This window comes from Candidatus Polarisedimenticolia bacterium, assembly GCA_036004685.1.
Classification (GTDB): domain Bacteria; phylum Acidobacteriota; class Polarisedimenticolia; order Gp22-AA2; family AA152; genus DASYRE01.
Window position 1 is genome coordinate 16,062 of record DASYRE010000045.1, and the last position, 18,867, is coordinate 34,928.

Genomic DNA, 18,867 nt, shown 5'->3' on the forward strand with positions numbered 1-18,867 from the left:
AAGGCATGGCTAAGCGAATGATTATCGTCTCGATGGTATTGCTGACGTTCATCGGGAGCATCGGATTCGTGAAGTTCCGGCAGGTCCAGGCCGCGATCGCGCAGGCGTCCTCCTTCCAGCCGCCGCCCGAGGCGGTCACCACGACGGTCGCCCGGCAGGACTCGTGGAGGCGTCAGCTCAGCGCCATCGGTACGGTGGCCGCGGTCCAGGGGGTGACGGTGAGCGCGGATCTCCCCGGGATCGTCGAGAAGATCCTCTTCGAGTCGGGCGGACGCGTCCGGGAGGGGGACGTGCTGGTGCTTCTGGACACGAAACAGGAGCAGGCGCAGCTGGCCTCGGCGGAAGCGCGGCGGGAGCTGGCGCGACTGAGCCTGGAGCGGATCCGCGGGCTGCGGGAAAAGGGCGTCAGCTCCCAGTCGGAGTTCGACACGGCCACCGCGGAGAGCGCGCAGGCGGAAGCGAGCGTCCGGGAGATCCGGGCGACGATCAACCGCAAGACGATCCGGGCCCCCTTCTCGGGCGTCCTGGGAATCCGCACGGTCAACGTCGGGGAGTACTTGAAGAGCGGACAACCGGTGGTGCCGCTCCAGGCGCTGGATCCCATCTACGTGAACTTCAACGTCCCGCAGCAGGACCTCCGCCGGCTGTCGGCCGGCTCGGAGGTGCGCGTCTCCGCGGACGGCGAGCGGGACACGGAGATCGCCGGGCGGATCACCGCCATCGATTCGGTCGTGGACGAGTCGACCCGGAACGTCAAAATCCAGGCCGTCTTCTCGAATCCGCAACTGAAGCTCCGGCCCGGGATGTTCGTCAACAGCGAGGTGACGCTGGGAGAAGGGGACACGGTAATCCCGATCCCGGCGTCGGCTATCCGGTACGCGCCGTTCGGCGATTCGGTCTTCATCGTCGAAGCCGTCAAGGATCCGCAAGGCCGCTCGTACCGCGGCGTGCGCCAGCAGTTCGTGAAGCTCGGAAGCGCCCGGGGCGACCAGGTGGCGATCCTCAGCGGCATCCAGGCGGGCGAGGAGATCGTCACTTCGGGCGCCTTCAAGCTGCGCAACGGCTCCTCCGTCCAGGTGAACAACGCGGTCCAGCCCGGCAACGATCCCGCCCCGAAGCCGGAGGACAACTGATGAAATTCACCGATCTCTTCATCCGCAGGCCGGTTCTCGCCATCGTGATCAACCTGGCGATCCTGATCGCCGGGCTGCAGTCGATCCGGTCGCTGGCCGTGCGGCAGTACCCTCGCAGCGACATCGCCGTGATCAACGTCACGACTTCCTACGTGGGGGCCAATGCCGACCTGGTGCGCGGCTTCATCACCACGCCGCTGGAGCGGGTGATCGCCAGCGCCGACGGCATCGACTACATCGAGTCCTCCAGCGCCCAGGGGCTGAGCACCATCACGGTGCACCTCAAGCTCAACTACGACACCAACGCGGCGCTGACCCAGATCCAATCGAAGGTGGCGCAGGTCCGCAACGATCTTCCCCCGGAGGCCGAGGCTCCCGTGATCAACCTGGAGACGGCCGACAACCGGTTCGCCGCCATGTACCTCGGCTTCGCCTCGAGCGACCTGGATCAGAACCAGATCACCGACTACCTGACCCGTTCGGTCCAGCCGAAGCTGAGCGCCATCGGGGGGGTGCAGCGCGCCGACATCCTGGGAGATCGCACCTTCGCCATGCGGATCTGGCTGAAGCCCGACCGGATGGCGGCGCTGCGGATCTCGCCGTCGGACGTGCGGCAGGCGCTGGCGAGCAACAACTACTTGTCGGCCCTGGGGAAGACCAAGGGCTCCATGGTGTCGGTGAACCTCGTCGCCAACACGAACCTCAAGACCCCCGAGGAGTTCCGCGACCTGGTCGTCAAGGAAGAAGGGGGAGTCGTGGTCCGGCTCGGGGAGATCGCGGACGTCGTGCTCGGCGCGGAGAACTACGACTCCGACGTCCGTTTCAGCGGGCAGACCGCCACGTTCATGGGGATCTGGGCGCTGCCCACCGCGAACACTCTGGAGGTGGTCCGGAGCGTGCGCGCCGCGCTGCCGGAAATCGAGGCGCAGCTGCCCGCGGGGATGAAGCTGGGCGTGCCCTACGACTCCACGTTCTACATCCAGAGCGCGCTGAGCGAAGTGCTCAAGACACTGGGTGAGACGCTTCTGATCGTCCTGGTGGTCATCTTCCTGTTCATCGGGTCGGCGCGCGCCGTGCTCGTCCCGATTGTCGCGATCCCGATCTCGCTAGTCGGGGCGGTCTTCCTGATGCTCATGGCCGGCTTCACCATCAACCTCCTGACGTTGCTGGCCATCGTCCTGGCCGTGGGCCTCGTCGTGGACGACGCTATCGTCATGGTGGAGAACGTCGAGCGGCACATCCGGGCGGGAGAGCCGCCGATGCAGGCGGCGCTCGTCGCCGCGCGGGAGCTGGTCGGTCCGATCGTGGCGATGACGATCACCCTGGCGGCGGTCTACACGCCGGTGGCGATCCAGGGAGGACTCACAGGGGCCCTGTTCCGGGAATTCGCCTTCACGCTGGCAGGGGCGGTGATCGTCTCGGGCGTCGTCGCGCTCACCCTGTCGCCCATGATGAGCTCGAGGCTTCTGCGGGCCGGGGACTCCGAGCGGGGTTTCGCCCGATGGGTCAACCGCCGGCTCGACGGCCTCCGGCGGCTCTACACGAGGCTCCTGGCAGGGACTCTGGCGTACCGCCCCGTGGTGCTGCTCGTTTGGGCGGTCGTGGTCCTCTTGATCGTCCCGTTCTATCTCTTCTCGCAGAAGGAGCTGGCGCCCAGCGAGGACCAAGGCGTGGTGTTCGGAATTGTGCAAGCGGCTCCCAACTCCACCCTCGATCAGACGAAGCTGTTCGCGTCGAGAATCAACGAGGTCTACAAGTCCTTTCCGGAGACGGAGAACACGTTCCAGATCACGACGCCTTCCGGCGGGTTCGGAGGGATGGTGACCCGGCCCTGGAGCGAGCGGAAGAAGACGACGGAGCAGCTCCGTCTCGAGGCGGGGGCGGCTCTCTCGAAGATTCCCGGGGTGCGCGTGATTCCTCTCACGCCTCCGCCGCTTCCCGGCGGCGGCGACTTTCCCGTCGACTTCGTGATCGCTTCGACGGCAGAGCCGGCGCAGCTTGTGGATCTGGCGAACCGGCTCGTCCAGAAGGCCTACGCGAGCGGGATGTTCGTGTTCGCCGACGCCGATGTGAAGTTCGACCAGCCCCAGGCGGAGGTGGTGTTCGATCGGGACCGGGTCCGCTCCCAGGGGGTCGAGTTGAGCCAGGCGGGAGGGGACCTCTCAACGCTGCTGGGCGGGAACTACGTCAACCGGTTCAGCATCCAGGGACGGAGCTACAAGGTGATCCCGCAGATCGAGCGCGCCGGCCGTCTGACCCCCGATCAGCTCAAGGATATCTATGTCACTGGCCCCGAAGGCAAGCTGGTTCCACTCTCCACATTCGCGGCGCTGAAAACCACCACGGAGCCGAGGGAGCTGAAGCGGTTCCAGCAGCTCAACGCCGTGCGGATTCAGGGGGTCATTCCTCCGCCGGTCTCCCTCGACCAGGCGCTCCGCGTGCTGGAGGAGGAGGCGCGCCAGATTCTCCCCCAAGGGTTCACCATCGACTACGCGGGGGAGTCGCGCCAGCTCCGCACGGAAGGGACCAAGTTCCTGGGGATCTTCCTGCTCTCGGCGATCCTGATCTACCTGGTCCTGGCGGCGCAGTTCGAGAGCTTCCGGGATCCCTTCATCATCCTGATCGGATCGGTCCCTCTGGCGATCGCGGGATCGCTGCTCTTCTCGTTCCTGGGTTTCACGACGCTCAACATCTACAGCCAGGTCGGCCTGATCACCCTGGTGGGGCTCGTCTCCAAGAACGGAATCCTGATCGTCGAGTTCGCGAACCACCTCCAGGAGCGGGGCATGGACAAGGTCCGGGCGGTCGTCGAGGCGGCGGCCACGCGGCTGCGGCCCGTCTTGATGACGACGGCGGCGACCGTGGTGGGCCACTTCCCGCTAATCATCGCCACGGGGCCGGGGGCCGGCGCCCGCAACAGCATCGGCATCATGCTCGTCACCGGCATGATCATCGGCACGGCCTTCACCCTGTTCGTCGTCCCGTCGATTTATGTGCTCGTCGGCCGGGTGCACAAGGCGGCGAGCGCCACGGAGCCCATCAGGCCCGGAGCGGCCGCGCACGGCGAGGCGGCGCCGGCCATGATTTGAGCGACAATGGGGCGGGGCAGGCGCGCCGGCGCCGGAGCCTCATTCTCAGCGGGCCTTGGAGGACGGCCGGCAGGCTCCGTCCCGATCCCGCGTAAAGGAGCCTTGACCATGCGAATCTTCGTCGCGGGCAGCACCGGCGTCGCGGGCAGGGCACTGGTGCCGCTCTTGCTGGAGAACGGCCACGACGTCGTGGCGCTCGTCCGCTTCGCTCCCAAGGCCCGAGATCTCGAGGCGATGGGCGCGACGATCGCGCTCGGCGATGCCCTGGACAAGGCAGAGCTGACGCAGGCGATCCGAAAGGCCGAGCCGGAGGTGATTCTCAACGAGCTTACGAGTCTCGCCGGAGCCGGCGATTTCAGGCGACTCGACGAAGAGTTTGCGCTGACGAACCGGCTCCGCACCGAGGCGACCGACACGATGCTCGCGGCGGCGCGCCTCGTGGGAGCGCGGCGCTTCGTCGCCCAGAGCTTCTGCGGCTGGCCATTTGCCCGCGAAGGCGGTCCCGTCAAGACCGAGGAAGATCCCCTCGATACCGATCCGCCCGCCCATTTCGGCAAGACGCTGGCGGCCATCCGGTACCTCGAAGACGCCGTGCGAGCGGCCGAGGACGTCGAGGCGCTCGCCCTGCGCTACGGGTTCTTCTACGGCCCGGGAACCGCCATCGCGCGGGACGGCCTCATCGCAGATCTTGTCCGCAACCGCAAGATTCCTATCGTCGGCGACGGGGGCGGCATCTGGTCGTTCGTCCACATCGACGACGCCGCCCGGGCGACCCTGGAGGCGATCTCGCATGGCAAGCCGGGGATCTACAACGTCGTGGACGACGAACCGGCGGCCGTCTCGACCTGGCTGCCGGCGCTCGCCGAGGCGGTGGGAGCGCCGCCGCCCCGGAAGATGCCGATCTGGCTCGCCAGGATGGCGATCGGTGACGGGGGAGTGTCCTTGATGACGGAGGCTCGGGGCGGCTCCAACGCCAAGGCGAAACGCGAGCTGGAGTGGCAGCTCGCCTACCCGAGCTGGCGCCGCGGCTTCGTCGAAGGGCTCGGCTGAATGCCACCGGAGCAGCGCCTCATGCCACGAATAGAATTGCGCCGGAGACAGTGATGGCCGTGCTTTTCGTCCTGATCGGCGGGATCCTCGCGTTTCGCGGTCTGGGAAGTTTGGGCGTCGTAGCTTTGGCCTCCTGGCCGGCGGCAGCGCGCTGGGGCCTCGCGCTGATGCTCCTGTTCACCGCGAGCGCGCATTTCACGAAGATGAGAGAGGATCTCGTTCGTATGACGCCGCCCTGGGTTCCCCACCCCCGGCTCATGGTCGCGTTCACCGGCGTCTGCGAGATTCTCGGCGCCGTCGGCCTCCTGATCCCGACCTTGCAGCGCGCGGCAGGTCTTGCCCTGGTCCTGCTGTTCGTCGCGCTGCTCCCCGCCAACGTCCATGGCGCACGGGCGGGTGTTCTCCTGAGGGGGAGACCCGCGACTCCGTTGTGGCTGCGGGTCCCCATGCAGATCCTATTCATCGCGCTCGCCTGGTGGTCGACGCAATGAGTGGTCCAGGGCCCGCGGGCGGCGCGTCCTGAACCGGTCGGAATCGTGGTCGAGCGAGCCCCCTGGCCCCGACTTCTCCACAAGGCCGCGCTCGACAGGCCGGAATCAGAGCTGCAGCAGGCCGCCGTCGAGAATCAGCTCGGTCCCCACCACGAACTGGGACTCGTTCGACGAAAGGTAGAGGACGGCGGCGGCGATCTCCTCCGGCCGGCCGAAGCGCTTGAGCGGCACCTGCGAGGTGATCCATTCCTTCAGCTGCCGCGCCTGCTCCTCCGGCAGGTCCATCCGATCGAAAATGGGAGTGGCGACCGGCCCCGGGCTGACGACGTTCACGCGCACACCCCGCGGAAGAAGGTCGGCCGACAGCGTCTTCGCGAGGTTCACGACCGCCGCTTTGCTGGCGCCATAAACGCTCGAGCCTGCCAACCCGCGGTGCGCGTTGATCGAGGCGTTCAGGACCACGGCGGCCCCGCGCGAGAAGAGCGGCGCCGCCTTCTGGACCGTGAAGAACGTCCCTTTGAGGTTGGTCGCCATCGTCTCGTCGAAGAACCCTTCGGTCACCTCCTCCAAGGGGACGAAGCGCCCGATGCCGGCGTTGACGAACAATGCGTCGATCCGGCCGAACTTGCTCTTGATCTGATCCATAGCGGCCGCGATCTCCGTGACTTTCGACATGTCCGCCTGGAGCGCCAGCGCCTCGGGTCCCAGCTCCTTTTGCGCTGCCTTCAAGGTCGCGTCGCTGCGTCCGGTGATCGCCACCTTCGCCCCTTCGCGCCGGAATGCCTTGGCGGTCGCGAGCCCGATGCCGCTGTTCCCGCCCGTAACAACCGCCACCTTGTCGGTGAATCTCTCGCCCATCGCAGCCTCCTGTGGATGTCAACCTACTGTTGAGTTATGGAAAGCTTTCTCCGCAGATTGCGTATCATTCCCCTGCTGGCCGTTCCACCAACCCCCGTACCCCCTGTCTCTGGGCCAATTCGAAGGACTGGCGAAGCAACGAAATCGCCCGATCGACGTCGGCAGCCTCCCAGAGGTAAAAACTGATCCAGCCGCTGTCGGGCAAGACATGATGCGGCTCGGCGCGACCATCGGCCACGATTTCATCCCGCACCTTCTTGGGAAATGGGATGTCCACGAGACGGTCGCCGTGGACGTGGCCCAGCTCGCGCCGGTGGAGACGGTACTCGGTGCCGCCGAAGCGGTGCCGATAGGCGGTCACGCCCGGCCAGCTCAAAACGGCTTCGTGAATTCTCTGTCGCGCGCCACGAACGGACATATGATTCTCCTCCAAAACTGAGTCCATGCACGGTCTCCGGACGCTCCTCGCCTCCCTTAGGGTCGGAGAGAAACCCAGGCGAGCGTGAGGGAGGCTCCGACATCGGGCGTGTTCTCGAAATTGGCCACGTTCTCCGTCACCGCGAAGGCATAGACGAAATGGCCGCGCCGGCTGCGCAGCCCCAAGCTCGCCTGATACTTGTTCGCCCGAATCTCCGCGATGGTCGTGTCCCGCAGGGCACTCTCGCTGGCGTACAGCTGGAGGATGAAGCTCGCGTGCGCCTTGAGGGCGACTTCGTACGCCGCCGTCAGCGTCGGAACCACGCGACTTCCCAGCTTGACCCCGAACACGCGGCCATCCGTGCGAACCAGGCTGGTGCTGAAATAAATTCCCTGGCGCCCGAATTTGCCCTGAAGAGAAGCCTGCAGGCCGTAATCGTTCGTGCCCGTGGAAAGCAGCGAGCGCTCCCCGCGCAGCGCAAACTTGGCGGCGCCGTCGAGAACGAGCCCCCAGCGCGAGGCCGGCAGAAGCCAGAAGCGCCGCATCCCGATCACCGGATCGCCCAAACCTCCTTCGATCGGTGCTTCGAGGAAAGAGGATCGCAGCCCTTTCAGCGACAGGACGCTTTGGAAATGATCGCGAGCCACCAGGTCCCGCCCGTCGGCGCTGTTGCCAATCGCCTCGTGGAAGCCTTCGATCCTCCCATCGAGGAACCCTCCGGAGAAGGAGTAGGCGGGAAGGGTCAGGTAGGCGGACCATTCGGAGGCGATCGCGTAATGAACCGTGAGGTCGAGAAGACCGAACTCGCCGTCGACCAAATAGGCGTCCTGCCCGAGCCCCAGGATGGCGTCGATGTCGGCCTGCCCCAGCGGCCGCCGGGAGTCCCGCTCTTCGAGGTAGCTCCTCACGTTGTCGCTCATCACGAAGGTGTTGGTGTACGAAAGATCCGCCTCGACGGCCCAGCTTCCGCGCCCGGCGTCGATGGCGTGGGCGGGCAACATGTCGAGCCGGAGGATGTTGAACGGAGTCATGTCGCGAATCCTCAGCGGACCGAGGAGCTCGGAATCTCCCGCCCGAGCCCAGGTCAGCGAGAGAAAGAGCAGGCCCAGACTCACCCTCCCCCATCGCGAGCGGCGCCGGGATCGCTGGGCGCGGAGAATCCGATGGAGGGGGTGGAGCATGGCTCACCTTCGATCGGACCGATCCGGGCCGTAAAACGTCTTCAGGAGCCCAAAGCCCCCGTGGACCATTAGCGCGAGTCCAATCAGGGTCATCAAGACTGCCGAGAACAAAACGAGTGAAGTGAGCCACATCATGACCAGACCTCCTCAAGACCGGCACCTCGTCAATGAGTCGGGACGTCCTTGCCCGACGTCATCTCCCGTATGTCAAGCTGCGTGCCAGGGAAGAAACGTCCTCTGTCTTGCCGGTAACTGGCTCGATGCTCGTAGGTTGCGGCTAGTCGACGCGAGGAATCGCCCGGCGCGTCGACGGACCCGGTGTGGGGATTCAGACAGCTTGCGGGAAATCGTTCAGCAGATTTGAAGAGGAAGGAGGCTCGAGGTTTCGTGTGAACGGCGCACAGAACCCTGTTTCACTCGTCTCTCAGCGCGGTCAGCGGGTCGATGCGGATGGCCCGCAAGGCCGGCAGGCAGCTTGCGACCACCGAGACCGCGGAGAGCAACAACGGAATCGCCGCGAAGGTGAGAGGATCGCCGGTGGTGACTCCGAAGAGCAGGCTCGAGAGCAGGCGGGTCACGCCCAGCGCGGCGGCCAATCCGAGTCCCACGCCCGCGAGCGTCAGGGCCAGGACCCTCGTCATGACGAGCCGGAGCACGTCCACCGGCCGCGCTCCCAGCGCGATACGCAGCCCGATCTCCGGCGTCCGCTGGCTCACCGAATAGGCGGTGACGCTGTAGATCCCGAGCGCGGCCAGCGCCAGGGCGAGGGATGCGAACAGCCCGGCGAGAATCAGGATGTACCGCCGGCCGGCCATGGATCCCCCGATGACCTCCTCCATGGTCCGGAGGTTCGCCACCGGCTGATCCGGGTCGATGTCCCGCATCCGCCGCCGGACGGCGCCCATCAGGCTGCGCGGCTCGCCGGCGGTCCGGATGACGACGGCCAGTGAGGAAATCGTCCGCTGATTCGCGGACAGGTAGAAGGTCTCCGCGTTGACCGTTTCCAACCCGTCGAGTCTGACGTCCCCGACGATCCCGACAATCTCGCGCTCGACGGAGGATTTCCCCAGGACGACGTGCCGGCCGATCGGATCCGCGTCCGGGAAGAAACGGCGCGCGAAGCTCTCGCTGATGACCACGGTGATGGGGGCCGTGTCGTCCTCGTCCTCACGGAAGCCTCGCCCCTTTCGGAGAGGGATTCCCAATGTCCGAAAGTAGCCTGGCGTGACCGTGTTGAAGGGAACGACCGCTCGCTCGCCGGGAGGAGGGACGGCAAGGCCGGGGACCGCGGCCAGCGTCTGGGGAGTGGTTTCCCCGAGCGGCAGCGTTTCGGCGGCCCCTACCGATAGGGCGCCCGGCAGCGATCCGAGATCGTCCGAAAGACGCCGATAGAACTCGCGCCTCTGAGCCGGTTGGGCGTACTTCGAAGGCGCCAGATCGATCTTCGCGGAGAGGAGGTTGCCGGGCCGGAACCCTATGTCGACGGCGAGGAGCCGCACGAAGCTGCGCATGAGAAGGCCGGCGCCAATCAGCAGCACGACCGCGAGGGCCACCTCGGCGACGACCAGGAGGGCTCGGATCCTCAAGCCGCGCGGGCCGCCGATGGAACCCGGACCGGCGTCGCGCAGCACTTCGTTCAAGTCCGTCCGGGAGGCGTACAGCGCCGGAGCCATCCCGAAGATCAGTCCCGTGAAGAGCGCCAGCCCGCCGGTGACGGCGAGCACGCCTCCGTCGAGCCGGATCTCGGAATTCCGCGGGAGGTGCCCGGCTCCCCTGGAGACCAGGAGGGTCAGACCCCACGTCGCGATCAGCAGGCCCGCCAATGCCGCGGTGGTGGACAGCACGAGACTCTCGGAAAGCGTCTGGAGCATCAGGCGGCGAGGACTTGCCCCGAGCACGGCCCGCACGGCCATCTCTCGGCGCCTTCCTGTGGATCTCGCGAGCAGCAGATTCGCCACGTTGGCGCAGGCGATCAGAAGGACGAATCCCACGGCGACGAGCAGAACGAGCAAGGTGGGCCGGACGCCCGAGACCATCTGATCCTTCATCGGCACGATCCGATACTGAAGGTCGGCATCGAGTCCTTCGGAGTACGGTTCCCTTGCGGCGATGACGTCAAGCTCCGCCTGCGCCCGGCCGATCGACACCCCGGGCTTCAGCCGCGCGATGAGGCTGAGATAGCCGGAGCCTCTCTCCACGGCGCCTGAGCTCAGAAAGCTCGGCTCGAGGACGCGCGGGATCCAGACGTCCGCCTCTCCGTCGGGAAAGACGAATCCCGCCGGCAGGACCCCGACGATCGCGCGCGGAATCCCGTCGAGCGAAACCGGCTTTCCCAGGATTCTCGGATCCGATCCGAACCGATGCCGCCACAGCGCGTCACTCAAAAGGACCACCGGGGCGCCGCCCGGCTGCTCCTCCTCGCCCCGGAAGTTGCGACCTCGGGCGGGTCTCACACGGAGGACATCCAGGACGCCCGGCGAGACCCTCAAGGCGCTCAACTGCCGCGGCTCGCGAACCCCGGTGAGGTTGATCGTGTCGGCAGTGTAGGCGCCGATGGCTTCGAAAGCGCTACTCTGTCTCGCGATGCCGAGAAATCGCCGGTGGGAGAGAGGCGCTTCCTCCAGGCCCCTCGCGGGAGCCGAGCCCCACACCTGCATGATCCGGTTGGGCTCGAGGTAGGGGAGCGGTCGCACCAGGACGGCGTTGACGATGCTGAAAACCGCGGTGTTCGCTCCCATGCTCAAGGCCAGCGTCGCCACGGCGATGCCCGTCCATACCGGATCCTTCCGCAGCTCCCGGAAAGCGTGCCGCAACTCGCGAACCGGCGACCTCAAGGGTACCTCCATCGACCGTAACGGAACACGTCCCAAGGGCGCTCAGGGTAGGAGTGCGCGACGAATGCGCGCGGCGGAGATCGTCACTCTTTCGATCAAGACTTTCGACGCGCCCGCCTTCGAAGTCTCCACCCCGACCTTCGAGGGCCAGGCGTCCTCCAGGTAGAAGCGGGCCACCGGGCTTCCATCGTAGTCGTACATCACCAAGGAACATGTCTTGCGGCCGGCGGCGCCTCCTTCGAGAACCTCGTCCTGCCATGTGGTGAACTCCAGGCCGGAGAGCGGGCGGCTCAGGACGAGGACATTCGGGATGAGCCTGGGCTCCGAGCCCTCCACCAGCTCTACCGATGAGGAGATTTCTTGCAGCTCCGTGAATGCCGCAATCTCGCGACCGTCGGCCAGAAGGGAGAAGCGGGCGGCGGTCAGAGCATCCTGCGGCGCAGCCGTGCGAAAGGCGGCGGGAAGCGTCAGCGTAGCCGCACCGAGCACCAGGACGAGCAAAGCAAATCTTCTGAACAGCGTCAGGCTCATGACCCTCTCTCCTTTTCAGGCTGATTGAAGGGACCCACCCGCCGGGCGAGACGGGAGCGCCTCCTTTATATCCACCGGACCCAGGCGAAAATCAAGCCTCCTCTGGTGACTATCTCCCCGCTTGCGCCCCGCCCCCTTGCGTGAATCGGCGCATCCGTGAAATGATTGCAATCAAGGCCGTCCCGTCGCGACCGGCGCCGGCAGTTCCCCCCAAGGCGCGAACAGCGATGGCGAAACGGATGAGCCTTCCCCCCTAATGTCTCGAGAACTCTCAGAGTCGGGCTCCAGAATAGCCGAAAGAAACACCGGGCCATGCAGCGTCGCGCTCCCCCCCGGCGCGAATGGCTCGATTCGGTGGGACAGGATCCAAGGTCCACGCGCGGGTAGGGGGGCCCCGGATGCCTCGGGCCGACTTCCGAAAGACAATCGTTCGTCTTGCGCCGGCGATCGCGGCGGCTTGCCTCGTCTACTTCGGCGGGCTCTCCGGCGAGTTCGTTTACGACGACAACGAGCAGATCGTCAAGAACCCCTGGGTCCACGAAGTCCGCTACCTGCCTGAAATCCTCACGCACACGGTGTGGGCTTATCAGACTCCCGAGCCGACGAACTACTACCGTCCCGTCCAGATGGGTCTTTACAATCTGGCGTGGAGCGTCCTCGGCGGCTCCCCTAGATCGTTCCACGCCGTCAATCTGCTTTTCCATCTGCTTTGTGTCGCCGCTCTTTTCTTCCTGGCGCGGGAGCTGTCCCGGGACGACGTGATGACGGCCGGCGCGGCCCTCCTCTTCGCCGTGCACCCTCTCAACACCGAGGCGGTGGCCTGGATTGCCTGCCTTCCGGATCTGACCTACGCCTTCTTCGTCATGACGACGCTGTTCCTCCACGCTCGATCCCGCCGGGCCGCGGGCCGGCGGCGAGGGTTGCTGGAAGGGCTCGCGGTGGCGGCCTATCTCTTGGGTCTGTTCTCCAAGGAGACCGCGGTCGCTCTCCTTCCTCTGGTCTTCCTCCTCGAGATCTGGATTCCACGCGGAGACGACGCGAACCGGATCGCCCGCCCCCCCTCGGATCGAGGAGGGAGGCGGAAAAAGCCATGGTCTTCGTTCTCCGTCCCTGCCGGACAATTGGCCCGCGCGCTCCTGCCCTACGCGCTCGCGACCCTCGGGTATCTGCTCCTCCGCCTGGCGGTGGTCGGCGGGATCGCCCCGCGGGATCGGAAGGATCTGACGGCGCTGGACGCCTTGCTCAACGCGCCCGCGCTGCTCCTTTCCTACCTGCGGGCGATGGTCGCGCCGGTTCGCCTGCTCGCGATTCACGTCCTCGAGCGGGTCCCTTCGGCCGGCCATGTCCGTTTCATCGGGTGCGCCCTCGGGGTGGCGGCCTTCGTCTTCCTGGTCGTCAGGCTGTCGCGGCGGCGTCCCGATCTCGCCTTCGCCGGCAGTCTCATCCTGCTGCCGCTCCTGCCGGTCCTCTACATTCCCGCCTTGGGAGAAAACGCTTTCGCCGAGCGCTACAGCTACCTCGCGACGGCCGGATTCGCCTGGCTCGCGGCGGGCGCTCTCACGGCGTTGATCCGCTCCCTCCGGGGAATCGGGAGACATGCGGCATGGGCCGGAGCGTTGATGTTCCTTGCTATGCCGTGCGCTTGGCGGACGGTTACGAGAACCGCCGATTGGCACGACGATCGCAGGCTCGCCACGGCCACCCTTAGGGACGAGCCGCGCGCGTGGCAAATGCACGTCGTGCTAGCAAGCTGGTACTATCGGCACGATCAGCTCGAACAAGCCCTCGCGACGCTCGAAAGAGGGCTCACGGTCGTCGCCGGGAATCCCCGATTGGAAGCCGAAGCGACCGGGCTTCGATTGCAGCTTCACCGCATCCGGCCTGAGGAAGCCATCCGTGACTTCCGGCGCATAGCCGCCACCTATCCCGCCTTCTATGAAGCCGAATATTGTCTTGGGGATGCTTATCTGAAGATCGATCGGCCGGCCGAAGCGGCAGCTGCCTTCCGCCGGGCGATCGCGATCAATCCCCTGGGAATCGAGGCCCACGAGGGCCTCTTCGTGGCGCTGGTGGCGCAAGGACGATCGGTCGACTGGCGCAGCTCTCGGGAGCGGCTTTCCACTCCAATGGCGCCGCGGGCCATGGACAAGCTGCTGGAAGGAGTGGCGCAGGAGAAGGCGGGCCGCCTCGACGACGCCGAGGCCTCCCTGCAAGAGGCGCTCCGCCTCGATCCCAAATCCGACCGCGCGCTGCTCTCCCTCGCCGTCGTGGAGAATCGGCGGGGAAGATACGCGGAGGCGGCCGATTACTGCCGCCGCGCCCTCGCTCTCAAGCCCGCCTCGGTGGAGATCTACGAGCAGCTGGGAGTGAGCGTGCTCAACCTCGGGGAGGTGGAGGAGGCGGTCGAGGCGCTCGAGAAGGCCGTCGCGCTCGATCCCTCCGACAAGGAAGCTCAAAACCGTTTAGGCGTGGCCTACGCCAAGGGGGGGCGGCAAAACGAGGCGCGCGAAGCCTTCCGGAAAGCCCTGTCCCTCGATCCTGCCTTCGAGAAGGCGCGGTTCAACCTGGAGCGCCTCGAGCGCGAGGTCGTCGCGGAGGGAGCGAGGTGATGGGATACACGAATTCGGCCGCATCACCCTCATGCGGCTCGCGGGGCGTTATCTCACGCGCCAGCCCCGCGTGCCGGGCCTACGGCTTCCGGGTCGAATCGATCCTTCCCGCCCGATCCGAGGCTCATCGCCCGTAGCTCAGATGGCTGTAGCGAGATTCCAGAGGATTTCGCACTCCTGCTCGCTTGAACGCCAACCCAGGAGCGTGGCGCCGCCTGAATCCAACCGAAGAATTGACTTGACGGAACCGCCCGAGTGGATCGTCTACACGCGTCGACCCGACAACCTGTACGGCCGCGGCTGTAACCAGCCCAGCTGGAAACCCGCCCGGGCTGATCGACCGCCACGGTCGGGCCGCTGACGATTTGTAACCGCTTGAATTCCATTCCACGGCGGACGAAAATGCCCTGAGTGGTCCAAGACATTTGAGGTTGACACGAGGTCGACACCCACCGTAGGAGATCCCTTATGATAGCAGTCATTGACATTTTCAGATCCCGCGCCGGTGCGGAGGGCGCGGTTCAGCGCCTCAGGCAGATCGGTATTCCATGAGCAGCGCCTCCATTCCAGCTACACCCGTGAATCCCGAGCCCCCGGGCGAAGCGGCAAATCGTGCTGAGGAAGCTTTGACCATCCAAGAAAAGCCTGCGCCGGAAGCCGCTCGGTCGACCGTCCGCATGTCCGTGGACGCCCGGGGCCTGGCGCTCGGTATCCTGGCTACGGTCGCCGTGGTGTTCGTTCTCCAATGGGCGCAGAGTTTCGTCATATCGGTATTGGTTGGGATTTTCTTTGCTTACACCCTGAATCCGCTCGTCGTGTGGCTCGAAAGGATCAAAATCCCTCGCGTGCTGGGTGCCGGCATCGTGCTGGCGGCAGTTGTGAGCGCACTGGTGCTGGGGACCTATTCTTTGCGTGGGCAGATACAGACTATCCTCGAGCAGGTTCCCGAAGCGGCGAGCAAGGTCTCTGCGGGGCTCGCCAGTCTGCGGCGTGGTCAGCCCGGTAATATACAGAAAATGCAAACCGCCGCGCGCGAGATCGAAAAGGCGGCCAGCCAGGCGGCCGACAGTCCATCGACTTCCAGGCAGCCCGCCATGCACGTCGTCATCGACCAACCCCCATTCAAGCTCGGAAGCTTCCTATTGGTGGGCTCCATGGGGGCTTTGGGATTCATGGCCGAAGCGGCCATGGTGCTTTTCCTCGTGTTTTTTCTCTTGCTGGCGGGCGACACCTTCAAGCGGAAGCTGGTGCGACTCACGGGGCCTCTGCTGTCGAACAAGAAGATTACGGTGCGTATCCTGGATGACATCAACGACACCATCCAGAAATATATGTTCATGCTGTTGATGACCAACGTCCTGGTTGGGCTGCTCACTTGGATCGCGCTGCGCTGGATCGGCTTGGAAAACGCGGGAGCATGGGCAGTCGCAGCGGGGTTGCTTCATGTCATCCCTTACTTGGGTCCGTCCGTCACCGCGGCCGCCACGGGATTGGTGGCCTTCATGCAGTTCGACTCGTTTTCGGTGGCTCTGCTGGTCGCCGGGACGTCGTTGGCGATCGCCACGGTCGTCGGCACTTTTATCACCACATGGATGACCGGTAGAATCGCCAAGATGAACGCAGCGGCCGTGTTTATCTCGCTGCTGTTCTGGGCATGGCTCTGGGGAGTCTGGGGCATGCTGCTCAGCATTCCGATCATCGTCATGGTGAAAGTCGTAGCGCAGCACGTGGAGCAACTGCAGCCGGTGGCGGAATTGCTCGGCGAGTAAGGGTTTTATTCCTTGGATACGTCGGGCGCTCCGAAGGCGACCTGCGGGTAGTACGTCCGCAGCGCGTCCATGATCTTGATGACGGAAGCGTTCGATCCCGATTCACGGTTGACATCACGGAACCGGTACCGGGCGCCCTTCACGATCTGGAGGTTGATCTGGTAGCAGAAATTATCAGGCGTCCGCGCCTGGCACGTGAACCACACTTTCTCGAGGCCGTTGATTTGGAAGTCGAAGTTCTTCTTGGGGTCGTCTCCATCCACCCACGCGAGCGAGTCTGCCCGCATGACCAGCCGGCCCGAACGGCTTTTCTTCAGGGACATTGATCTTACCAGCACCAAATCCTCGAAGACCATCTCTCCCGGGGCGGCCAGAGCGGGCGCGGCGACTCCCGGCGCGGCCTGGGTCCCGGCGCGGGTTGCCATCAAGGCCCCGATGATGGATTCCAGGACGCCGTTTTGCTTGAGATAGAGAAGATCCGGGACGGAGAGGTTGAACGCCGGGTCCGAGTGTCTCAACTGCTCGGCGATGATGGATTCGGAGATTCCCGATTTGATGAGACGCACGAGGTCGACGAGGCGAGGGTCATCAGGCTGGAGCGCGACGGACGGAGGTTTGGGTGCGGCGACCCGAGCGCCGATGGTGGCAATGACGGTCTCCGACACGCCGGCGGCGCGAAGCGTGACGAGGTCGCCGGCCGTCATGTCGACGGTATTGGCCGGGTTTCTGACCACGGCGATGATGCCGTCGGCTGTCGCGCCTGCTCTGTGGGCAATCAGGATGGAGTTGACCGTCAACTCTTCCGCACTTGCCGCCGTTGCAAGCGCCAGCAGGGCTGTACCGAGCAGAGAACATAGGATTGTGCGTTTCATGGGGGTGTACCTGTCCTTTCCTAAGGCATTCCTCGAGGACGAATCATTCTTTAATTCTGTGAGAGTCGCGCGCGTTTCACTGGCGCCAGGATAGGCTAGGGAACCATGCAGGTGCTATGGGGTGTCTACCCCACTCTGGCAAAGAGCCAACATTGTTGCGTCAGGCGGAAGAATCTCATCAGGGGTGAATACCCTATAGCGCTCCCCGGGCTCCAGACTTAGGATCACCTCACGAAGCACAACGCATTGTGCGGCCGCCGGCGGGGACATGGTCCGCCGGCTGGCTGGCCATCATTCCTCAACAGTGGAGGTGTTTGTTTCTCCGATGCGGTGCCCTAGTGTGTCGCCAATGTGCTCCAATCCAACTGCAACGAGGTGAAAGCATGACTACTAAGAGAGTTCGTAGCCGAATCGTACTGGGTAGTCTGGTGGCGTTGATGGTTCTGCCCGCGGGGGTGGCCTTCGCCCAGACCCGAATCAAGCCGGGATTCAATCTGTTTTCGGTGGAACAGGATCAGGAGATCGGGCGTCAATCAGCGAATGAGGCCGAGCGCCAGCTCCCGATCCTCAGCGACCGTTCGATCGATGGATACATCAATACGGTCGGGAAACGCCTGGCGGCCGTCGCGCCCGGGGCGAAGTACCCCTACCAGTTCAAGGTCGTGAACGCCTCGGACATCAACGCATTCGCGCTGCCGGGGGGATATCTATACCTGAACCGAGGCCTCATCGAGGCGGCTCGAAACGAGGGCCAGCTCTCGGGAGTGATGGCGCACGAGATGGCGCATGTCGCCCTGCGGCACGGGACCAATCAGGCGTCGAAGGCATACCTGGGCCAGGCGGGCTTGGGCGTCATGGGGGGGCTCGCGGGGAACAGCAGCTCCACCCAGAAGACGATCGGCGCGGTCGGAGGTTTCGGCTTGAATGCTCTGTTCTTGAAGTTCAGCCGCACGGACGAGGAGCAGGCGGACGTCGTGGGCGCCCAGATGATGGCGAAGGCCGGCTACGACCCCAAGGACATGGTGGATTTCTTCGAGATGTTGCGCAGCACGAAGGATCGCGATCCGAGCAAGGTGGAACAGTTCTTTAGCAGTCATCCCGCCCCCAAGGATCGCGCGGCCCGAATCCAGAAAGAAATGAAGATGCTGAACATCAACCCGACTCGGGCCGTGGGCGGTTTTCAGCAGGCCAAGTCCGAGCTCCAGGGGATGCCCAAGGCCAGATCCCTGCAGCAGATCGCGCAAGCACAGGGGACGCCCAGTCTACAGCAGCCCGGGGTCAGCAACGCACGCATTGTTCAAATGAACATCGATCGTCCCTCTTCGAGTTTCCGCTCATTCGAGCAGCGGGGGCAGTTCTTCCAGATTGATTATCCGACGAACTGGCAGGTCTACGAGCCCACGAACGGTTACGGGGTGACCCTCGCTCCGGACGGCGGGTACGTGGACACGGGCGGCGAAGAGAGAAACCTCGTGTACGGCGTGATCGTCAACCATTACGACACGTTTGACGGCGCGACCAACGAAAGGTTTGTCAGCCCCGGAGGCTTCGAAAGTGCCGGCAACAGCCTCGTGGACAACAACGGCCGCATCCAGAGCCGAACCACCCTCGCGCGGGCGACGAACGATCTCGTCAGCCAGATCCTGCGGACGAATCCCTATCTGAGGATGATCCCCAACTCGCAGCGAACCGACACGATCAGCGGAGCGTCAGCACTTTCCCTGGTCCTCTCGGGCCGCTCGCCGGTGACGCGAGAAGAAGAGCGGGTCACGGTCTTCACTCGCGAGCTTCCCGATGACGACGTCATCTACGCGCTCTTCATCGCCCCGGGGCAGAATTACGACGAAGCGAGAAAGACCTTCGATCGGATGATATCCAGCCTGCAGGTTAACGACGAGGCGGCGCACTAGTAGCGCCGTAGATACGACAGCTCTCGGTTTGAGTCTAAACATGGCCATCGACTGAGAGTATGGGTGATGTCTTGAGGTGTTGTTAAGCGCGCGAAGGGCACCGACTCATTGAAGGCGGTTGC

Annotated in this window: 13 protein-coding genes; 7 read left to right on the top strand and 6 right to left on the bottom strand. The window is 64.8% G+C overall.

Features of this window, described 5'->3' with window-relative positions; translation table 11 throughout:
• Positions 1-5: 5 nt before the first annotated feature.
• The 4 genes from VGR67_12060 to VGR67_12075 all read left to right on the top strand — a co-directional run bounded on the left by VGR67_12060 (position 6) and on the right by VGR67_12075 (position 5,763).
• Positions 6-1,133 carry an efflux RND transporter periplasmic adaptor subunit gene (locus VGR67_12060; GenBank protein HEV8337143.1) on the top strand — a complete coding sequence of 376 codons (1,128 nt, stop codon included), beginning with the start codon at positions 6-8 and terminating at the stop codon, positions 1,131-1,133.
• Positions 1,133-4,222 carry an efflux RND transporter permease subunit gene (locus VGR67_12065; protein ID HEV8337144.1) on the top strand — a complete coding sequence of 1,030 codons (3,090 nt, stop codon included), beginning with the start codon at positions 1,133-1,135 and terminating at the stop codon, positions 4,220-4,222. The genes VGR67_12060 and VGR67_12065 overlap by 1 nt, the downstream gene beginning before the upstream one ends.
• Before the next feature lie 108 nt (positions 4,223-4,330).
• Positions 4,331-5,272, top strand: coding sequence for an NAD(P)-dependent oxidoreductase (locus VGR67_12070; GenBank protein HEV8337145.1), 942 nt, complete (start codon positions 4,331-4,333; stop codon positions 5,270-5,272).
• 53 nt (positions 5,273-5,325) lie between these two features.
• Entirely contained in the window at positions 5,326-5,763 is a 438-nt protein-coding gene (locus VGR67_12075; GenBank protein HEV8337146.1) for a DoxX family protein, read from the top strand.
• A 105-nt stretch (positions 5,764-5,868) separates the two neighbouring features.
• Here the strand turns inward: VGR67_12075 and VGR67_12080 are convergent, their stop codons facing one another.
• The 5 genes from VGR67_12080 to VGR67_12100 all read right to left on the bottom strand — a co-directional run bounded on the left by VGR67_12080 (position 5,869) and on the right by VGR67_12100 (position 11,585).
• Complete coding sequence (locus VGR67_12080; protein ID HEV8337147.1) at positions 5,869-6,621, bottom strand: SDR family oxidoreductase; 753 nt, start codon at positions 6,619-6,621, stop codon at positions 5,869-5,871.
• A gap of 64 nt (positions 6,622-6,685) precedes the next feature.
• Complete coding sequence (locus tag VGR67_12085; protein HEV8337148.1) at positions 6,686-7,039, bottom strand: luciferase family protein; 354 nt, start codon at positions 7,037-7,039, stop codon at positions 6,686-6,688.
• A 56-nt stretch (positions 7,040-7,095) separates the two neighbouring features.
• A complete protein-coding gene (locus VGR67_12090) occupies positions 7,096-8,220 on the bottom strand; it encodes a DUF3187 family protein (protein HEV8337149.1) in 1,125 nt (374 codons plus the stop codon).
• Positions 8,221-8,633: 413 nt separating this feature from the next.
• Positions 8,634-11,054 carry an ABC transporter permease gene (locus tag VGR67_12095; protein ID HEV8337150.1) on the bottom strand — a complete coding sequence of 807 codons (2,421 nt, stop codon included), beginning with the start codon at positions 11,052-11,054 and terminating at the stop codon, positions 8,634-8,636.
• A 42-nt stretch (positions 11,055-11,096) separates the two neighbouring features.
• Positions 11,097-11,585, bottom strand: a complete 489-nt coding sequence (locus VGR67_12100; GenBank protein ID HEV8337151.1) for a phage tail protein — start codon at positions 11,583-11,585, stop codon at positions 11,097-11,099.
• 398 nt (positions 11,586-11,983) lie between these two features.
• Here VGR67_12100 and VGR67_12105 point away from each other — a divergent pair, with 398 nt between their 5' ends.
• Together VGR67_12105 and VGR67_12110 are read left to right on the top strand one after the other, a co-directional pair.
• The gene (locus VGR67_12105; GenBank protein HEV8337152.1) at positions 11,984-14,194 is read left to right on the top strand and encodes a tetratricopeptide repeat protein; all 2,211 of its coding nucleotides are present in this window, start codon (positions 11,984-11,986) and stop codon (positions 14,192-14,194) included.
• A 626-nt stretch (positions 14,195-14,820) separates the two neighbouring features.
• Positions 14,821-15,963: an AI-2E family transporter gene (locus tag VGR67_12110; protein HEV8337153.1), complete on the top strand. Its 1,143-nt coding sequence runs from the start codon at positions 14,821-14,823 to the stop codon at positions 15,961-15,963.
• 5 nt (positions 15,964-15,968) lie between these two features.
• Here the strand turns inward: VGR67_12110 and VGR67_12115 are convergent, their stop codons facing one another.
• Positions 15,969-16,835: a hypothetical protein gene (locus tag VGR67_12115; protein ID HEV8337154.1), complete on the bottom strand. Its 867-nt coding sequence runs from the start codon at positions 16,833-16,835 to the stop codon at positions 15,969-15,971.
• 383 nt (positions 16,836-17,218) lie between these two features.
• On the opposite strand from VGR67_12115, the gene VGR67_12120 reads away from it, so the two are divergent.
• Positions 17,219-18,745 (top strand): M48 family metallopeptidase, encoded by a 1,527-nt coding sequence (locus VGR67_12120; protein HEV8337155.1) that lies wholly within the window; start codon positions 17,219-17,221, stop codon positions 18,743-18,745.
• Positions 18,746-18,867 lie beyond the last annotated feature (122 nt).